Source organism: Streptomyces sp. NPDC023573 (assembly GCF_055559735.1).
On the sequence record NZ_JBVHKB010000002.1, the window covers coordinates 512,892 to 531,686 of the forward strand.

The window sequence follows — 18,795 nt, forward strand, 5'->3', positions numbered from 1 at the left end:
GCCCCGGCTCACTCGAACTCGGGCGGCTCCTCGTCCCAGCCGAACTCCGGGTCGGCGTACTGAGTGGCGGCGGGCCGGGCGGCCGGCACCGAGGACCGGGTCGCCGGTGCGGGGGTCGCCGGTGCGGGGGTCGCCGGTGCGGGGGTCGCCTTCGGTTCCGGAGCCGCGGCGAGGGCCGTGTCCCCCAGCCCCGCCAGAACCTCCAGCACGCCCTCGCCGTACGTCGCGAGCTTCTTCTCCCCCAGCCCGCTGACCCCGCCCAGCTCCGCCAGGGAGCCCGGGCGCAGCGCGGCGATCTCCCTCAGCGTCGCGTCGTGGAAGATCACGTACGCCGGGAGGCCCAGCTCCTTCGCCTGGGCGCCGCGCCAGGCGCGCAGCGCCTCGAAGACCGGGACGGCCTCGGCGGGAAGGTCGGCCACGGCCGCCGCCGACTTGGCCTTGCGCTCGCCCGAGCCGCCGGTCCGCGTCGTGGGCCTCTTCGGCTCCTTGCGCAGCAGCACCTCGCGCTCCCGTCCGAGCACGGAACCGCTCTCCTCGGTCAGCACCAGCGTGCCGTACTCCCCCTCGACCGCGAGGAGCCCCTGGGCGAGGAGCTGGCGCACCACGCCCCGCCACTCCGCCTCGGCGAGCTCCTCGCCGATACCGAAGACCGAGAGCTGGTCGTGGTCGAACTGGATGACCTTCGCGGTCTTGCGGCCCAGCAGGATGTCGATGATCTGGCCGGCCCCGAACTTCTGGTTCCGCTCCCGCTTCAGCCGGACCACGGTGGACAGCAGCTTCTGGGCGACCACGGTGCCGTCCCAGGTCTCCGGCGGGGTCAGGCAGGTGTCGCAGTTGCCGCAGCTCTCGGCGCCGGGCTCCTGGCCGAAGTACGTCAGGAGCTGGGCCCGGCGGCACTGGACGGTCTCGCAGAGCGCCAGCATCGAGTCCAGGTGCGCGGCCGCGCGCCGCCGGAAGGCCTCGTCGCCCTCGCCGCCCTGGATCAGCTTGCGCTGCTGGACGACGTCCTGCAGGCCGTACGCCATCCAGGCCGTGGACGGTGCCCCGTCACGGCCGGCGCGGCCGGTCTCCTGGTAATACCCCTCGACGGACTTGGGCAGGTCGAGGTGGGCGACGAAACGCACGTCGGGCTTGTCGATGCCCATGCCGAAGGCGATGGTCGCCACGACGACCAGGCCCTCCTCCCGCAGGAAGCGCGACTGGTGGGTGGCGCGCGTGCCTGCGTCCAGGCCCGCGTGGTAGGGCACGGCCTCGATGCCGTTGCGGCAGAGGTACTCGGCGGTCTTCTCCGTGGAGTTGCGCGAGAGGCAGTAGACGATCCCGGCGTCCCCGGCGTGCTCCTCCTTCAGGAAGGTCAGCAGCTGCTTCTTCGGGTCGGACTTCCCCACGACGCGGTACTGGATGTTCGGCCGGTCGAAGCTGGCCACGAAGTGCCTGGCTTCGGGCATGCCGAGGCGCTGGGTGATCTCCCGGTGCGTGGCGTCGGTCGCCGTGGCCGTCAGCGCGATACGGGGTACGTCGGGCCAGCGCTCACCCAGCACGGACAGGGCCAGGTAGTCGGGGCGGAAGTCGTGGCCCCACTGCGCGACGCAGTGGGCCTCGTCGATGGCGAAGACGGAGATCTCGCCGCGGGCCAGCAGCGCGAGCGTCGAATCCAGGCGCAGCCGCTCGGGGGCCAGATACAGCACGTCGAGCTCACCGGCGACGAACTGGGCCTCCATCGAGCGGCGCTCGTCGAAGTCCTGCGTGGAGTTCATGAAGCCCGCGCGGACCCCCAGGGCGCGCAGGGCGTCCACCTGGTCCTGCATGAGCGCGATCAGCGGGGAGATCACGACGCCGGTGCCGGGCCTGACCAGGGCGGGGATCTGGTAGCAGAGGGACTTGCCGCCGCCGGTGGGCATGAGCACCACCGCGTCACCGCCCTCGACGACATGCTCGATCACCGCGCCCTGCTCGCCGCGGAACGCCTCGTAACCGAACACCCGGTGCAGCGTCTGCTGTGCAGCGCTCTCGGTCGTCACACTCATGGTCGCGCCCGTCCGTCCGTCTTCACCCGTCACGGCAACCATAGGCGCCGCCTACGACAACGCCGGACGGCCTTGACTTTCCAAGGCCGTCCGGCGTCGCAGCGCGTCCGCGGGCCGCTACCGCACGAACACTCCCGCCTGGCTCGCCAGATCGAGGAAGTACTGCGGGGCGAGGCCGAGGACCAGGGTCACGGCGACTCCGACGGCGATCGTGGTCATCGTCAGCGGGGACGGGACGGCGACCGTGGGGCCGTCCGCCTTCGGCTCGCTGAAGAACATCAGGACGATGACCCGGATGTAGAAGAACGCCGCGATGGCCGACGAGATCACACCGATCACGACGAGGCCGCCCGCGCCGCCGTCCGCCGCCGCCTTGAAGACGGCGAACTTGCCGGAGAATCCCGAGGTGAGCGGGATACCGGCGAAGGACAGCAGGAAGACGGCGAAGACCGCCGCGGTCAGCGGCGAGCGCCGGCCGAGACCGGCCCACTTCGACAGATGGGTCGCCTCGCCGCCCGCGTCCCGCACCAGGGTGACGACGGCGAAGGCGCCGACGGTCACGAAGGAGTACACCCCAAGGTAGAAGAGGACCGAGGAGACGCCCTCCGGGCTGGCCGCGATGACACCGGCGAGGATGAAGCCCGCGTGTGCGATCGAGGAGTAGGCCAGGAGCCGCTTGATGTCGGTCTGGGTGATCGCGACGATCGCCCCGCCCAACATGGTGAGGATCGCGACACCCCACATGACGGGACGCAGGTCCCAGGTGAGGCCGGGCAGCACCACGTACAGCAGGCGCAGCAGCGCGCCGAACGCGGCGACCTTCGTGGCGGCCGCCATGAAGCCGGTGACCGGGGTCGGCGCTCCCTGGTAGACGTCCGGGGTCCACATGTGGAACGGGACCGCGCCGACCTTGAAGAGCATGCCCATGAGGATCATCGCGCCGCCGATCAGCAGCAGCGCGTCGTTGCCCATGGTGGAGGCCAGCGCCGGGTCGATCTGCTGGACGCTGCCGTCCACGACGTTCGCGATGCCGGCGTACGAGACGGTGCCCGCGTAGCCGTAGAGCAGGGCGATCCCGAAGAGCAGGAAGGCCGAGGAGAAGGCGCCGAGCAGGAAGTACTTCACGGCGGCCTCCTGCGACATCAGCCGCTTGCGGCGGGCGACGGCGCAGAGGAGGTAGAGCGGGAGGGAGAAGACCTCGAGCGCCACGAAGAGGGTCAGCAGGTCGTTGGCCGCCGGGAAGACCAGCATGCCGGCCACGGAGAAGAGGGCCAGCGGGAAGACCTCAGTGGTGGTGAAGCCGGCCTTGACCGCGGCCTTCTCCCCGTCGCTGCCGGGCACCGAGCCGGCCTGGGCGGCGAAGGAGTCCACGCGGTTGCCGTGCGAGGCCGGATCGAGGCGCCGCTCGGCGAACGTGAAGACGGAGACCACCGCGACCAGCAGGATGGTGCCCTGGAGGAACAGGGCGGGCCCGTCGACGGCGACGGCGCCCATCGCGGCGATGTGCGCGTTCTTCGTGGCGTACCCGTCGGCGGCGAGTCCCACCACCGCGGCGAACGCGGCGGCGATCGCGACGACCGTCAGGAGCACCTGGGTGGTGTAGCGGGCCCGTCGCGGGACGAACGCCTCCACCAGGATGCCGAGGACGGCGGCACCGACCACGATCAGGACGGGTGCCAGCTGGGCGTACTCGATGGTCGGCGCGGTGAACCTGTCGCCCGGGGCAGCCGATGTCACCTCGCCCGCCGTCGTCCACAGGCTGTGGACAGCTGTTGCGCTCACTTGGCGGCCTCCACCTCGGGCTGGGGGTCCTTCTTCTGTACGTCGTGCATGGTGTGCTGGACCGCCGGATTGACGACCTCGGTGAGCGGCTTCGGGAAGACGCCCAGGAAGATCAGCAGGGCGATCAGCGGAAGGGCCACCGCCAGTTCACGGACCCTGAGATCGGGCATGCCCCCGATCCCCTCCCTGACCGGCCCCGTCATCGTCCGCTGGTAGAGGACGAGCACGTAGAGCGCGGCGAGCACGATGCCGACGGTGGCGATGACGCCCGCCACCGGATACGCGCTGAACGCTCCGACCAGGACCAGGAACTCACTGACGAACGGCGCGAGGCCGGGCAGCGAGAGCGTGGCCAGGCCCCCGATGAGGAAGGTGCCCGCCAGGACGGGCGCCACCTTCTGCACCCCGCCGTAGTCGGCGATGAGACGGGAGCCCCGCCGGGTGATCAGGAATCCGGCGACCAGCATCAGCGCGGCCGTCGAGAGCCCGTGGTTGACCATGTAGAGCGTGGCGCCCGACTGGCCCTGGCTGGTCATCGCGAAGATGCCGAGCACGATGAAGCCGAAGTGCGAGATCGACGCGTAGGCGATGAGCCGCTTGATGTCGCGCTGGCCGACGGCGAGCAGGGCGCCGTAGACGATGGAGATCAGCGCCAGGACGATGATCACCGGCGTCGCCCACTTGCTGGCCTCCGGGAACAGCTGGAGGCAGAAGCGGAGCATCGCGAAGGTGCCGACCTTGTCGACGACCGCGGTGATCAGGACGGCCACAGGCGTGGTCGCCTCGCCCATGGCGTTGGGCAGCCAGGTGTGCAGCGGCCACAGCGGGGCCTTCACCGCGAACGCGAAGAAGAATCCGAGGAACAGCCACCGCTCGGTGGAGGTCGCCATGTCCAGCGAGCCGTTGGCCCGGGCTTCGGCGATCTCCGAGAGCGAGAAGCTCCCCGCGACGACGTAGAGCCCGATGACGGCGGCCAGCATGATGAGTCCGCCGGCCAGGTTGTAGAGGAGGAACTTCACCGCCGCGTAGCTGCGCTGCGCCGCGGCGTTCTCGTCGCTGCCCGAGTGCGCCCGGTCCCCGAAGCCGCCGATGAGGAAGTACATCGGGATGAGCATGGCTTCGAAGAGGATGTAGAAGAGGAAGACGTCGGTGGCCACGAAGGAGAGGATCACCATCGCTTCCACCATCAGGATCAGGGCGAAGAAGCCCTGGGTGGGGCGCCAGCGCGAGGAGCTCGTCTCCAGGGGGTCGGCGTCGTGCCAGCCCGCCAGGATGACGAAGGGGATCAGCAGCGCGGTGAGTGCGAGGAGCGCCACCCCGATGCCGTCCACGCCCAGTTCGTACCGGACTCCGAAGTCCTTGATCCAGGCGTGTGATTCGGTGAGCTGGTAGCGGTCACCGCCCGGCTCGAAGCGGGCGAACACGATCCCGGCCAGCACGAGTGTCGCCAGCGAGACGAGCAGGGCGAGCCACTTGGCCGCGGTGCGCCGGGCGGCCGGGACGGCCGCGGTGGCGATCGCACCGATCGCCGGGAGCGCCGCCGTCGCTGTCAGGAGGGGAAAGGACATGGGATCAGACCGCCCTCATCAGCAGGGTCGCGGCGATGAGGACCGCCGCACCGCCGAACATCGAGACCGCGTAGGAGCGGGCATAGCCGTTCTGCAGTTTGCGCAGCCGGCCGGACAGCCCGCCCATCGAGGCGGCCGTGCCGTTGACGACACCGTCGACCAGGGTGTGGTCGACGTAGACCAGGGAGCGGGTGAGGTGTTCGCCGCCGCGGACCAGGACCACGTGGTTGAAGTCGTCCTGGAGGAGGTCCCGGCGGGCCGCCCTGGTGAGCAGGGAGCCGCGGGGGGCCACGGCGGGTACGGGCTTGCGCCCGTACATCACCCAGGCGATCGCGACGCCGATGACGAGCACCACCATGGTGGCGGCGGTGACCGTGGTCGCGCTGACCGGGGCGTGCCCGTGGTCGTGTCCGGTGACGGGCTCCAGCCAGTGCATGAACCGGTCGCCGATGGAGAAGAACCCTCCCGCGAAGACCGACCCGAAGGCCAGCACGATCATCGGGATCGTCATCGACCTGGGTGACTCGTGCGGGTGCGGCTCGTGGCCGTCCGCGTCGGGCTGCCAGCGCTTCTCGCCGAAGAACGTCAGCAGCATCACGCGCGTCATGTAGAACGCGGTGATCGCGGCGCCCAGGAGGGTGACGCAGCCGAGGATCCAGCCCTGGGTGCCGCCCTTGGCGAAGGCCGCCTCGATGATCATGTCCTTGGAGAAGAAGCCGGAGAGACCGGGGAAGCCGATGATCGCGAGATAGCCGAGGCCGAAGGTGACGAAGGTGACCGGCATGTACTTCCGCAGGCCGCCGTACTTCCGCATGTCCACCTCGTCGTTCATGCCGTGCATGACCGAACCGGCGCCGAGGAAGAGCCCGGCCTTGAAGAAGCCGTGCGTCACCAGGTGCATGATCGCGAAGACGTACCCGATGGGGCCGAGGCCCGCGGCGAGGATCATGTAGCCGATCTGCGACATCGTCGAGCCGGCGAGAGCCTTCTTGATGTCGTCCTTCGCGCAACCGACGATCGCACCGAAGAGGAGCGTGACGGCTCCGACGACCACGACGACCGTCTGCGCGTCGGGCGCCGCGTTGAAGATCGCGCCGGAGCGGACGATGAGGTAGACGCCCGCGGTCACCATGGTGGCGGCGTGGATGAGGGCCGAGACCGGGGTCGGGCCCTCCATCGCGTCGCCGAGCCAGGACTGCAGCGGCACCTGGGCCGACTTGCCGCAGGCGGCGAGGAGCAGCATCAGGCCGATCGCGGTGAGCTTGCCCTCGCCCGTGTCGCCGGTCGCCTCGAGCACCGGCCCGAAGGCGAACGTACCGAAGGTGGTGAACATCAGCATGATCGCGATGGACAGGCCCATGTCGCCGACCCGGTTGACCAGGAAGGCCTTCTTGGCGGCGGTGGCCGCGCTGGGCTTGTGCTGCCAGAAGCCGATGAGCAGGTACGACGCCAGACCGACGCCTTCCCACCCGACGTACAGCAGGAGGTAGTTGTCGGCGATGACCAGGATGAGCATCGCCGCGAGGAAGAGGTTCAGATAGCCGAAGAAGCGGCGGCGGCGCTCGTCGTGCTCCATGTAGCCGATGGAGTAGATGTGGATCAGCGTGCCCACACCCGTGATCAGCAGGACGAACGTCATCGACAGCTGATCGAGCTGGAAGGCCACGTCGGCCCGGAAACCCTCGACGGGGATCCAGCTGAACAGCTTCTGGTGCAGGGCGCGGTCCTCCGCGCCCCTGCCGAGCATGTCGGCGAAGAGCACGGCCCCGATGACGAACGACGCGGCGGCGAGCACCGTGCCGATCCAGTGACCGGCCCGGTCCAGCCGGCGGCCGCCGCAGAGCAGGACCACCGCTCCGAGCAGGGGCGCCGCGACCAGCAGCGCAATCAGGTTTTCCACGATTCCGACCCCTTACAGCTTCATCAGGCTGGCGTCGTCGACCGAGGCCGAGTGGCGGGAGCGGAACAGCGACACGATGATCGCGAGCCCGATGACGACCTCCGCGGCGGCGACGACCATCGTGAAGAAGGCGATGATCTGGCCGTCGAGGTTGCCGTGCATCCGGGAGAACGCGACGAGCGTGAGGTTGCAGGCGTTGAGCATCAGCTCGACGCACATGAACACCACGATCGCGTTCCGCCTGATCAGCACGCCGGAGGCGCCGATCGTGAACAAAAGGGCCGCGAGGTAGAGGTAGTTGACGGGATTCACTTGGCGACCTCCTCCTCTTCTTCCGCCTGGTCACGGGATGGTCCGGCGGCTCCGGCCGGCCCGCGGGCACGGCCGAGCCGCTCGCCGGAGCGCTGTTCCAGCGCCTTGAGGTCCGCGAGCGACTTCTCGGACACGTCGCGGATCTGACCGCGCTGCCGGAGTGTCCCCATGACGGTGAGCTCGGACGGGGTGCCGTCCGGGAGCAGTCCCGCGATGTCCACGGCGTTGTGCCGGGCGTAGACGCCGGGGGCCGGCAGCGGCGGCAGGTGGCTGCTGCGCACCCGCTCCTGGGAGAGCTCGCGCTGCGTCTTGGCGCGTTCGGTGCGCTCGCGGTGCGTGAGCAGCATCGCGCCGACGGTCGCCGTGATCAGCAGGGCGCCGGTGATCTCGAACGCGAAGACGTACTTGGTGAAGATGAGGTTGGCGAGGCCCTCGACGTTTCCGCCGTGCCGGGCGTTCGCCGCTCCCAGACCGTTGAAGGACGCGAGGGACGCCTGCCCGATGCCCGCGATCAGCAGGATGCCGAAGCCGAGTCCGCAGGCGGCGGCCAGCCAGCGCTGCCCCTTGAGCGTCTCCTTCAGCGAGTCCGCCGCCGTGACGCCGACGAGCATGACCACGAAGAGGAACAGCATCATGATCGCGCCGGTGTAGACGACGACCTGGACGATGCCCAGGAAGTAGGCACCGTTGGCGAGGTAGAAGACCGCCAGCACGATCATGGTGCCGGCGAGCGACAGCGCGCTGTGCACCGCCTTCTTCATGAGGACGGTGGAGAGGGCGCCGACGACGGCGACGGTGCCGAGGATCCAGAACTGGACGGCCTCGCCGGTCGAGGTGGCGGTGGCCGCCGCGGCCAGGGTGGCGCTCATACGTCCGCCTCCTTGTCCGCTTCTCCCTTGGAGACGGCGACCTGGCGCTCCGTGCCGGGAGCGGCCTCGGTCACCAGACCGCGGTAGTAGTCCTGTTCGTCCATGCCGGGGAAGATCGCGTGCGGGCTGTCGACCATGCCGTCCTCGAGCCCCGCGAGCAGCTCGTCCTTGGTGTAGATGAGGCTCTCGCGGGTGGTGTTGGCGAGCTCGAAGTCGTTGGTCATGGTCAGTGCCCGGGTGGGGCACGCCTCGATGCAGAGCCCGCACAGGATGCAGCGTGCGTAGTTGATCTGGTAGACGCGGCCGTAGCGCTCGCCCGGGGAGTAGCGCTCCTCGTCCGTGTTGTCCGCGCCCTCGACGTAGATCGCGTCCGCCGGACACGCCCAGGCACAGAGCTCGCAGCCGACGCACTTCTCCAGCCCGTCCGGGTGGCGGTTGAGCTGGTGCCGGCCGTGGAAGCGCGGCGCTGTCACCTTCTGCGTTTCCGGGTACTGCTCGGTGAGCCGCTTCTTGAACATGGCCTTGAAGGTCACGCCGAAGCCGGCCACAGGATTCTGGAACTTCTCCCCTGAGGGTTCTGATGACTCAGACACCGTCAGCCTCCCTTCCGTCACTCGAACTTCCGGCGCTGGGACTTCCGGCACTGGGACTTCCGGCACCCACCTGATCGTCACTCCGAGTGTCCGGCCCGCCACTGACAACGAGCTCACGCTCGCGTCGCGGCGTGCGGCGCGGCACCGGCGGCAGGGACTGTCCGGGCAGCGGCGGCACGGGATATCCGCCCGCCATCGGGTCGAACGCCGGCTCCGGTCCGGCCGCCTCCTCGGCGGCCCTGGCCTTCCGGTCGCGGAACGTGTCGGCGACGAAGGAGATCAGCAGGACCGCGATCACGGCTCCGGCGACGTACAGCAGGATCTTCGAGTAGTCGTAGCCCTCGTTGTTCAGCGCCCTCACGGTGGCGACCAGCATCAGCCAGACCACGGAGACCGGGATCAGGACCTTCCAGCCGAGCTTCATCAGCTGGTCGTAGCGCACGCGTGGCAGCGTGCCGCGCAGCCAGATGAAGAAGAAGAGGAGGAGCTGCACCTTGATGACGAACCAGAGCATCGGCCACCAGCCGTGGTTCGCGCCCTCCCAGAAGGTGCTGACCGGGTACGGAGCCCGCCAGCCGCCCAGGAAGAGGGTCACGGAGACCGCGGAGACGGTGACCATGTTGACGTACTCGGCGAGCATGAACATCGCGAACTTGATCGAGGAGTACTCGGTGTTGAAGCCACCGACCAGGTCGCCCTCGGACTCCGGCATGTCGAACGGGGCGCGGTTGGTCTCACCGACCATCGTGACGATGTAGATGATGAAGGAGACCGGCAGCAGCAGGACGAACCAGCGGTCCTCCTGCGCCGCCACGATCTCCGACGTCGACATCGAGCCCGAGTAGAGGAACACCGAGGCGAACGCGGCGCCCATCGCGATCTCGTAGCTGATCATCTGGGCGCAGGAGCGCAGTCCGCCGAGCAGCGGGTACGTCGATCCGGAGGACCAGCCCGCCAGCACGATGCCGTAGATGCCGACGGAGGCGACCGCGAGGATGTACAGCATCGCGATCGGCAGGTCGGTCAGCTGCATCGTCGTACGGTGGCCGAAGATCGAGACCTCGTTGCCGGACGGGCCGAACGGGATCACCGCGATCGCCATGAACGCCGGTGCGGCGGCGACGATCGGGGCCAGGATGTAGACGACCTTGTCGGCCCGCTTGACGACGACGTCTTCCTTCAGCATCAGCTTGATGCCGTCGGCGAGCGACTGGAGCATGCCCCAGGGGCCGTGCCGGTTCGGGCCGATGCGCAGCTGCATCCAGGCGACGACCTTGCGTTCCCACACGATGGAGAACAGCACGGTCACCATCAGGAACGCGAAGCAGAACACCGCCTTGACGACGACGAGCCACCAGGGGTCCGTGCCGAACATGGAGAGGTCCTCGGCGGCGAGGACGGTGCCCTGCGGTGCCGCGGCGAGTTGGGCGAGGCCGGTCACTCTCCTACCTCCGTAGTCACGACGTGGGAGCCCGGGGCGGCCGGACCGATCCGGACGAGTCCGCCCGGCTGGGCGCCGGTGTCGGCCGGGACGCCCCGGCCGACGGAGTTGAGCGGCACCCACACCACCCGGTCCGGCATCTCGGTGACCGCCAGCGTGAGTTCGGTGGTGCCCGCGGGTCCGGTGACGGCCAGCAGGTCGCCGTCCTTCACCCCGGACTCGGCGGCGGTGGCCGGGGAGAGCCGGGCGACGGCGGCGTGCCGGGTGCCGGTCAGCGCCTCGTCGCCCTCCTGGAGCCGGCCCCGGTCGAGCAGCATCCGGTGGCCCGCGAGGACCGCCTCGCCGTCCCCGGGCCGGGGCACCGGACGGGACGTCGCCCGCGGGTCGTCGGCGTGACCGCCCTGCCGGCCGCCGAGGCGGTCGAGTTCGCGGCGGGCCGCCCTCAGATCGGGCAGTCCGAGCGGTACGTCGAGGGCGTCGGCCAGCATGTGCAGCACCCGCGCGTCGGTCGGGCAGAGCGTCCTCGGCAGCTGCTCGGGCTTCAGCGCGGCCTCGAACATCCGCGCCCTGCCCTCCCAGTTGAGGAAGGTGCCGGGCTTCTCCGCGACGGCCGCGACCGGGAGCACCACGTCGGCGCGCTCGGTCACCGCGCCGGGCCGCAGCTCCAGCGAGACGAGGAAACCGACCTTGTCCAGCGCCTCGATCGCGCGGGCCGGGTCCGGCAGGTCCTCGGGGTCGACCCCGGCGACCAGCAGCGCGCCCAGCTCGCCGGTGGCCGCGGCCTCCACGATCTGGCCGGTGTCACGGCCGAAGCGGGCGGGGAGTTCGGTGACACCCCAGACGGACGCCACCTCTTCCCTGGCCCTGGGGTCCGTCGCGGGACGGCCGCCGGGCAGCAGGGACGGGAGCGCGCCCGCCTCCAGCGCGCCGCGTTCGCCGGCCCGGCGCGGGATCCACACCAGTGCGGCACCGGTCGCGGTGGCGGTGCGCAGGGCGGCGGTCAGTCCGCCGGGCACCGCGGCGAGCCGTTCGCCCACCACGATCACGGCGCCCTCGCCGCGCAACGCCTCGGCCGCAGCGGCGCCTTCGGCCTCCAGGCCGACCCCGCCCGCGAGGGCGTCCAGCCATTCGGTCTCGGTGCCGGGAGCCGCGGGGAGCAGGGTGCCGCCCGCCTTCTCCAGGCCCCGGCTGGTGTGCGAGGCGAGCGCGAACGTCCGCTGCCCGTGCTTGCGGAAGGCCTTGCGGAGCCGGAGGAAGACTCCGGGCGCCTCCTCCTCGGACTCGAAGCCCGCCAGCAGGACGGCCGGCGCCTTCTCCAGCGCGGTGTAGGTGACCCCGCTGCCGTCCAGGTCACGGCCGCGCCCGGCCACCCGCGCGGCGAGGAAGTCGGCTTCCTCCCCGCTGTGGACCCGGGCCCGGAAGTCGATGTCGTTGGTGTCGAGGGCGACCCGCGCGAACTTGCTGTACGCGTAGGCGTCCTCGACGGTCAGCCGCCCTCCGGTGAGCACGCCGGTCCTGCCGCGCGCACCCGAGAGTCCCGCCGCCGCGGCTTCCAGCGCCTCCGGCCAGCTCGCGGGCTCCAGCACGCCCTCCGCGTTGCGTACGAGCGGTGTGGTGAGCCGGTCGCGCTGCTGGGCGTAGCGGAAGCCGAAGCGGCCCTTGTCGCAGAGCCACTCCTCGTTGACCTCGGGGTCGTTGGCGGCGAGCCGCCGCATGACCTTGCCGCGCCGGTGGTCGGTCCGGGTGGCGCAGCCGCCGGCGCAGTGCTCGCACACCGAGGGCGTCGACACCAGGTCGAAGGGCCGTGAGCGGAAGCGGTACGCCGCCGAGGTCAGCGCCCCGACCGGGCAGATCTGGATGGTGTTCCCGGAGAAGTACGACTCGAAGGGGTCGCCCTCGCCCGTACCGACCTGCTGGAGCGCGCCGCGCTCGATCAGCTCGATCATCGGGTCGCCCGCCACCTGGTTGGAGAACCGGGTGCAGCGCGCGCAGAGCACACACCGCTCGCGGTCCAGCAGCACCTGGGTGGAGATGGGGACGGGCTTCTCGAAGGTGCGCTTCTTCCCGTCGAAGCGGGAGTCGGCGCCGCCGTGCGACATCGCCTGGTTCTGCAGGGGGCACTCGCCGCCCTTGTCGCAGACCGGGCAGTCCAGCGGGTGGTTGATGAGCAGGAGCTCCATCACCCCCTTCTGGGCCTTCTCCGCCACGGGCGAGGTGATCTGCGACTTCACGACCATGCCGTCGGTGCACGTGATGGTGCAGGAGGCCATCGGCTTGCGCTGGCCCTCGACCTCGACGATGCACTGCCGGCAGGCGCCGGCCGGGTCGAGGAGCGGGTGGTCGCAGAAGCGCGGGATCTCGATGCCCAGGAGCTCGGCGGCACGGATGACCAGCGTGCCCTTGGGGACGCTGATCTCGATGCCGTCGATCGTGAGCGTGACGAGGTCCTCGGGCGGAAGGGCCGCCTCGCCGCCCCCGGAGGGCGCACTCGTGGTGACTGTCATGCGTTCACCCCCCGGTGAGCGTTCTTGTCGTCTTTGTCGTCGGCCCAGAGGGTCGACCTGGCCGGGTCGAAGGGGCAGCCCTTGCCGGTGATGTGCTGCTCGTACTCCTCGCGGAAGTACTTCAGCGAGGAGAAGATCGGCGAGGCGGCGCCGTCGCCGAGGGCGCAGAACGACTTGCCGTTGATGTTGTCCGCGATGTCGTTGAGCTTGTCGAGGTCGGCCATCTGGCCCTTGCCCGCCTCGATGTCGCGGAGCAGCTGGACCAGCCAGTACGTCCCCTCGCGGCACGGCGTGCACTTGCCGCAGGACTCATGGGCGTAGAACTCGGTCCAGCGGGTGACGGCGCGCACGACGCAGGTGGTCTCGTCGAAGCACTGCAACGCCTTGGTGCCGAGCATGGACCCGGCGGCGCCGACGCCCTCGTAGTCCAGCGGGACGTCGAGGTGCTCCTCGGTGAACATCGGGGTGGAGGAGCCGCCCGGGGTCCAGAACTTCAGGCGGTGCCCGGCCCGGATGCCGCCGCTCATGTCGAGCAGCTGCCGCAGGGTGATGCCGAGCGGGGCCTCGTACTGCCCGGGGCTGGTGACGTGTCCGCTGAGCGAGTACAGCGTGAAGCCCGGGGACTTCTCGCTGCCCATCGACTTGAACCAGTCCTTGCCCTTGTTCAGGATCGCGGGAACCGAGGCGATGGACTCGACGTTGTTCACGACAGTGGGGCAGGCGTACAGACCGGCGACCGCGGGGAAGGGCGGGCGAAGCCGGGGCTGGCCACGCCGTCCTTCGAGCGAGTCGAGCAGGGCGGTCTCCTCACCGCAGATGTAGGCACCCGCGCCCGCGTGCACCGTGAGTTCCAGGTCGAGTCCCGAACCCAGGACGTTCGTCCCCAGGTAGCCCGCCTCGTACGCCTCCCGCACGGCCTCGTGCAGCCGCCGCAGCACGGGGACGACCTCGCCGCGCAGGTAGATGAAGGCGTGCGAGGAGCGGATCGCGTAGCACGCGATCACGATGCCCTCGATGAGACTGTGCGGATTGGCGAAGAGGAGGGGGATGTCCTTGCAGGTCCCCGGCTCCGACTCGTCGGCGTTGACCACGAGGTAGTGCGGCTTGCCGTCACCCTGCGGGATGAACTGCCACTTCATCCCGGTGGGGAAGCCCGCGCCCCCGCGCCCGCGCAGACCGGAGTCCTTGACGTACGCGATGAGGTCGTCGGGGTCCATGGCCAGGGCCTTGCGCAGCCCCTCGTATCCGTCGTGACGGCGGTAGGTGTCCAGCGTCCAGGACTCCGGCTCGTCCCAGAAGGAGGAGAGGACGGGCACCAGGAGCTTCTCCGGGCTGGTCCCGTTCTTGTCGATCTCGGCTGCCAAGGTCATCACTCCCCCTCCTCGGCTGCGGGCCCGGCCGGGTGCTCCGGGTCGGAGGCCGAGGTCTGCTGCGGTGCGTCGTGCGAGCTGAGGTGCTCGGCGCCCTTCTGCGGCTGTGCGTCCCGGGGCGCCTCGCCCCGCTGTCCGACCACGCGCGCGTGCGGCGCGCCCTCGCCCTTGGCCAGCTTCAGACCGACCAGGGAGGCGGCGCCCGCCCCACCGCTCGCCTCGACGGCGCCGGGGCGTGCGTCGGGGAAGCCGGCCAGGATCCGGGCGGTCTCCTTGTACGTGCAGAGGGGGGCGCCCCGGGTGGGCTCGACGGTGCGGCCGGCGATCAGGTCGTCGACGAGCCGGGTGGCGCTCTCCGGCGTCTGGTTGTCGAAGAACTCCCAGTTGACCATCACGACGGGCGCGAAGTCGCAGGCCGCGTTGCACTCGATGTGTTCGAGGGTGACCTTGCCGTCCTCGGTCGTCTCGTCGTTGCCGACGCCCAGGTGGTCCTTGAGCCGGTCGAAGATGGCGTCGCCGCCCATGACCGCGCACAGGGTGTTGGTGCAGACGCCGACCTGGTACTCACCGCTCGGACGGCGGCGGTACATCGTGTAGAAGGTGGCGACCGCGGTGACCTCGGCGGTGGTGAGGCCGAGCTGGTCGGCGCAGAAGGCCATGCCCGTACGGGAGACGTACCCCTCCTCGGACTGCACCAGGTGCAGCAGCGGCAGCAGCGCGGAGCGGCTGCCGGGGTAGCGGGCGATCACCTCCTTCGCGTCCGCTTCGAGCCGGGCGAGCACCTCGGCCGGGTAGGCGGGGGCGGGGAGCTGCGGCATCCCCAGGCTGACTTCTTGGTTGGACGCGGTCACCGGTCGACGCCTCCCATCACGGGGTCGATGGACGCGACGGCGACGATGACGTCGGCGACCTGGCCGCCCTCGCACATCGCCGCCATGGCCTGCAGATTGGTGAAGGACGGGTCGCGGAAGTGGACCCGGTAGGGGCGCGTGCCGCCGTCCGAGACGACGTGCACGCCGAGTTCGCCCTTGGGGGACTCTATGGCGGTGTACGTCTGCCCGGCGGGGACCCGGAAGCCCTCGGTCACCAGCTTGAAGTGGTGGATCAGCGCCTCCATGGAGGTGCCCATGATCTTCTTGATGTGGTCGAGCGAGTTGCCGAGACCGTCGGGTCCCAGCGCGAGCTGCGCGGGCCAGGCGATCTTCTTGTCGGCGACCATGACCGGCCCTGGCTCCAGCCGTTCCAGGCACTGCTCGACGATCCTCAGCGACTGGCGCATCTCCTCGAGCCGGATGAGGAAGCGGCCGTAGGCGTCGCAGGTGTCCGCGGTGGGCACGTCGAAGTCGTACGTCTCGTACCCGCAGTACGGATCGGTCTTGCGCAGGTCGTGCGGGAGTCCGGCGGACCTGAGGACCGGGCCGGTGGCGCCGAGCGCCATGCAGCCGGTCAGGTCGAGGTACCCGACGTCCTGCATACGGGCCTTGAAGATGGGGTTGCCGGTGGCGAGCTTGTCGTACTCCGGCAGGTTCTTCTTCATGGTCCTGATGAACTCGCGGAGCCGGTCGAGCGCGCCCATGGGCAGGTCCTGGGCGAGGCCGCCGGGGCGGATGAACGCGTGGTTCATGCGCAGGCCGGTGATCAGCTCGAACAGGTCGAGAACGAGTTCACGATCCCGGAAGCCGTAGATCATGATCGTCGTGGCGCCGAGCTCCATGCCGCCGGTGGCGATGCACACCAGGTGCGAGGAGATCCGGTTGAGCTCCATCAGGAGCACGCGCAGGACGGTGGCCCGGTCCGGGATCTGGTCCTCGATGCCGAGCAGCTTCTCGACCCCGAGGCAGTACGCCGCCTCGTTGAAGAACGGCGTCAGGTAGTCCATGCGGGTGACGAAGGTGGTGCCCTGCGTCCAGTTCCGGAATTCGAGGTTCTTCTCGATGCCGGTGTGGAGATAGCCGATGCCGCAGCGGGCCTCGGTGACGGTCTCGCCGTCGATCTCCAGGATGAGCCGCAGCACGCCGTGGGTGGAGGGGTGCTGGGGACCCATGTTGACGATGATGCGTTCGTCGTCCGACTTCGCGGCGGACTCGACGACCTCGTCCCAGTCGCCGCCGGTGACTGTATATACAGTCCCCTCGGTCGTGGCGCGGGGCGTCGCACGGGGAGTTGCGTGGGGAGTGGTCATCAGCTGTACGACCTCCGCTGGTCCGGAGCCGGGATCTGGGCGCCCTTGTACTCGACGGCGATGCCGCCGAGGGGGTAGTCCTTGCGCTGCGGGAAGCCCTGCCAGTCGTCCGGCATCATGATCCGGGTCAGGGCCGGGTGCCCGTCGAAGACCAGCCCGAAGAAGTCGTACGCCTCGCGCTCGTGCCAGTCGTTGGCCGGGTAGACCTCGACGAGGGACGGGATGTGCGGGTCGCTGTCCGGCGCCGACACCTCCAGGCGGATCAGCCGCCCGTGGGTGAGCGAGCGCAGGTGGTAGACCGCGTGCAGCTCGCGTCCCTTGTCCCCCAGGTAGTGGACACCGCTGACGCCCGTACAGAGCTCGAAGCGCAGGGCCGGGTCGTCGCGCAGGGTGCGGGCGACCTGGACCAGGTGCTCGCGGGCGATGAAGAAGGTGACTTCGCCCCGGTCGACGACCGTCTTCTCGATGGCGTTGTCCGGGAGGAGGTCCTGTTCCTCCAGGGCACCTTCCAGCTCGTCCGCCACCTCGTCGAACCAGCCGCCGTACGGACGGGAGGTGGCCCCCGGCAGGGTCACCGTGCGGACGAGTCCGCCGTAGCCGGAGGTGTCACCGCCGTTGTCGGCGCCGAACATGCCCTTGCGTACGCCGATGACCTCACCGGCGTCGTCGCGCGGGACGGGCACCTGGCCGCTGTTGCTGTTGGGTTCGTCGCTCATCGCAGCAGCCCCTTCATCTCGATCAGGGGAAGTGCCTTGAGCGCCGCCTCCTCCGCCTCGCGGGCGGCCTCCTCCGCGTTGACCCCGAGCTTGGAGCCCTGGATCTTCTGGTGGAGCTTGAGGATGGCGTCGATCAGCATCTCGGGACGCGGCGGGCATCCCGGCAGATAGATGTCTACCGGGACAATATGATCAACACCCTGAACAATGGCGTAATTATTGAACATTCCGCCTGATGACGCGCAAACCCCCATGGAAATGACCCACTTGGGGCTGGGCATCTGGTCGTAGACCTGCCGCAGGACGGGGGCCATCTTCTGGCTCACCCGCCCGGCGACGATCATCAGGTCCGCCTGCCGCGGCGAACCGCGGAAGACCTCCATCCCGAAACGGGCCAGGTCGTACCGCCCGGCGCCGGTCGTCATCATCTCGATGGCGCAGCAGGCGAGGCCGAAGGTGGCGGGGAAGACGGACGACTTCCGTACCCAGCCGGCGGCCTGCTCGACAGTGGTCAGAACAAAGCCGCTCGGCAGCTTCTCTTCGAGTCCCATGGTGTGCCCCTCAGCCCCTCAGTCCCATTCCAGGCCGCCCCGGCGCCACACATACGCGTAGGCGACGAAGACGGTGAGCACGAAGAGCAGCATCTCCACGAGCCCGAAGATCCCCAGGGCGTCGAAGGTGACCGCCCAGGGATAGAGGAAGACGATCTCGATGTCGAAGACGATGAACAGCATCGCCGTCAGGTAGTACTTGATGGGGAAACGGCCGCCTCCGGCTGGAGTGGGGGTGGGTTCGATACCGCACTCGTACGCTTCGAGCTTTGCTCGGTTGTACCGCTTCGGGCCGATTAGCGTGGCCATGACCACGGAGAAGATCGCAAACCCTGCCCCGAGGGCGCCGAGCACGAGGATGGGCGCGTAGGCATTCACGCTCCTCGCTCCTTCCAGTCGTCCTTGACCGTTGGACCGCATCGGGCGACCGGCTCGCCACCTCATCAAGATCGTGCACATGTGAGGCAGTTCACAAGCCCGACTGCCCCGCATCCTATGCCTGCCGTCCTGTGATCTGCGACACGGGGTACGCCAACGTCTTTGTGATCTCCACCACCTGACGAACGATCATGAAGTCGGATGAGCGGTGATCTTCGTACGCGAAGCGGCCGTGCGGTTACGAGACGTGACATCTCGCGCCGTTACCGCTGGTCAAAGGCACGCGGCTCTATCAATCGACGGACCCTACAAGCAAATTGGCGGTGGACGCCGGAGTGGTGATATAGGGATCGGCCTCAGGCGTCGGACACTCGGACGGGGGGCTTCCGGGACCGATGTGGACAATGTGCACGCATTCACGAAGTTCCGGACGGCCGGAGAAGGCCGGCCCGGAGCAGGGCGTCCGGATGCGCGGGGCCGCGGAGCCCTCCCTCGGCCGGCCACCGGCGGACGGGGCGCGCGGCCACCGACGGGCGGCCATGGAAGCGGACATGACGCCCCAATGGGGCACGCCACCCCGAGATGGCAGCCGGCCCCGGATC

15 protein-coding genes are annotated in these 18,795 nt (G+C 69.5%); all 15 read right to left on the bottom strand.

Annotation, left to right across the window (positions count from 1 at the left end):
• Positions 1–8 precede the first annotated feature (8 nt).
• A complete protein-coding gene (recQ, locus tag ACZ32T_RS08925; RefSeq protein ID WP_467366028.1) occupies positions 9–2,027 on the bottom strand; it encodes a DNA helicase RecQ in 2,019 nt (672 codons plus the stop codon).
• A 117-nt stretch (positions 2,028–2,144) separates the two neighbouring features.
• Positions 2,145–3,809, bottom strand: a complete 1,665-nt coding sequence (gene nuoN, locus ACZ32T_RS08930) for an NADH-quinone oxidoreductase subunit NuoN (protein ID WP_467271380.1) — start codon at positions 3,807–3,809, stop codon at positions 2,145–2,147.
• A complete protein-coding gene (locus tag ACZ32T_RS08935; RefSeq protein WP_467271379.1) occupies positions 3,806–5,377 on the bottom strand; it encodes an NADH-quinone oxidoreductase subunit M in 1,572 nt (523 codons plus the stop codon). The genes nuoN and ACZ32T_RS08935 overlap by 4 nt, the downstream gene beginning before the upstream one ends.
• 4 nt (positions 5,378–5,381) lie before the next feature.
• Positions 5,382–7,277 carry an NADH-quinone oxidoreductase subunit L gene (gene nuoL, locus ACZ32T_RS08940; protein WP_467366030.1) on the bottom strand — a complete coding sequence of 632 codons (1,896 nt, stop codon included), beginning with the start codon at positions 7,275–7,277 and terminating at the stop codon, positions 5,382–5,384.
• A gap of 12 nt (positions 7,278–7,289) precedes the next feature.
• Entirely contained in the window at positions 7,290–7,589 is a 300-nt protein-coding gene (nuoK, locus tag ACZ32T_RS08945; protein ID WP_014154680.1) for an NADH-quinone oxidoreductase subunit NuoK, read from the bottom strand.
• Positions 7,586–8,458, bottom strand: coding sequence for an NADH-quinone oxidoreductase subunit J (locus ACZ32T_RS08950; protein WP_467366032.1), 873 nt, complete (start codon positions 8,456–8,458; stop codon positions 7,586–7,588). The genes nuoK and ACZ32T_RS08950 overlap by 4 nt, the downstream gene beginning before the upstream one ends.
• Positions 8,455–9,051, bottom strand: a complete 597-nt coding sequence (nuoI, locus tag ACZ32T_RS08955) for an NADH-quinone oxidoreductase subunit NuoI (RefSeq protein ID WP_467271372.1) — start codon at positions 9,049–9,051, stop codon at positions 8,455–8,457. Before nuoI ends, ACZ32T_RS08950 begins: the two co-directional genes overlap by 4 nt.
• The gene (gene nuoH, locus ACZ32T_RS08960) at positions 9,044–10,492 is read right to left on the bottom strand and encodes an NADH-quinone oxidoreductase subunit NuoH (RefSeq protein WP_467271371.1); all 1,449 of its coding nucleotides are present in this window, start codon (positions 10,490–10,492) and stop codon (positions 9,044–9,046) included. Before nuoH ends, nuoI begins: the two co-directional genes overlap by 8 nt.
• On the bottom strand, positions 10,489–12,996 hold the full coding sequence (locus ACZ32T_RS08965; RefSeq protein ID WP_467366034.1) for an NADH-quinone oxidoreductase subunit G: 2,508 nt from the start codon (positions 12,994–12,996) through the stop codon (positions 10,489–10,491). The genes nuoH and ACZ32T_RS08965 overlap by 4 nt, the downstream gene beginning before the upstream one ends.
• Entirely contained in the window at positions 12,993–14,366 is a 1,374-nt protein-coding gene (nuoF, locus tag ACZ32T_RS08970) for an NADH-quinone oxidoreductase subunit NuoF (protein ID WP_467271369.1), read from the bottom strand. The genes ACZ32T_RS08965 and nuoF overlap by 4 nt, the downstream gene beginning before the upstream one ends.
• Positions 14,366–15,184: an NADH-quinone oxidoreductase subunit NuoE gene (nuoE, locus tag ACZ32T_RS08975; RefSeq protein ID WP_467271367.1), complete on the bottom strand. Its 819-nt coding sequence runs from the start codon at positions 15,182–15,184 to the stop codon at positions 14,366–14,368. Before nuoE ends, nuoF begins: the two co-directional genes overlap by 1 nt.
• A gap of 29 nt (positions 15,185–15,213) precedes the next feature.
• Entirely contained in the window at positions 15,214–16,548 is a 1,335-nt protein-coding gene (locus tag ACZ32T_RS08980) for an NADH-quinone oxidoreductase subunit D (RefSeq protein ID WP_467271365.1), read from the bottom strand.
• Positions 16,548–17,264 (bottom strand): NADH-quinone oxidoreductase subunit C, encoded by a 717-nt coding sequence (locus tag ACZ32T_RS08985; protein WP_467366036.1) that lies wholly within the window; start codon positions 17,262–17,264, stop codon positions 16,548–16,550. The genes ACZ32T_RS08980 and ACZ32T_RS08985 overlap by 1 nt, the downstream gene beginning before the upstream one ends.
• The gene (locus ACZ32T_RS08990; protein ID WP_014154689.1) at positions 17,261–17,815 is read right to left on the bottom strand and encodes a NuoB/complex I 20 kDa subunit family protein; all 555 of its coding nucleotides are present in this window, start codon (positions 17,813–17,815) and stop codon (positions 17,261–17,263) included. The genes ACZ32T_RS08985 and ACZ32T_RS08990 overlap by 4 nt, the downstream gene beginning before the upstream one ends.
• An 18-nt stretch (positions 17,816–17,833) precedes the next feature.
• A complete protein-coding gene (locus tag ACZ32T_RS08995; protein ID WP_003992243.1) occupies positions 17,834–18,193 on the bottom strand; it encodes an NADH-quinone oxidoreductase subunit A in 360 nt (119 codons plus the stop codon).
• Between the last annotated feature and the right edge of the window lie 602 nt (positions 18,194–18,795).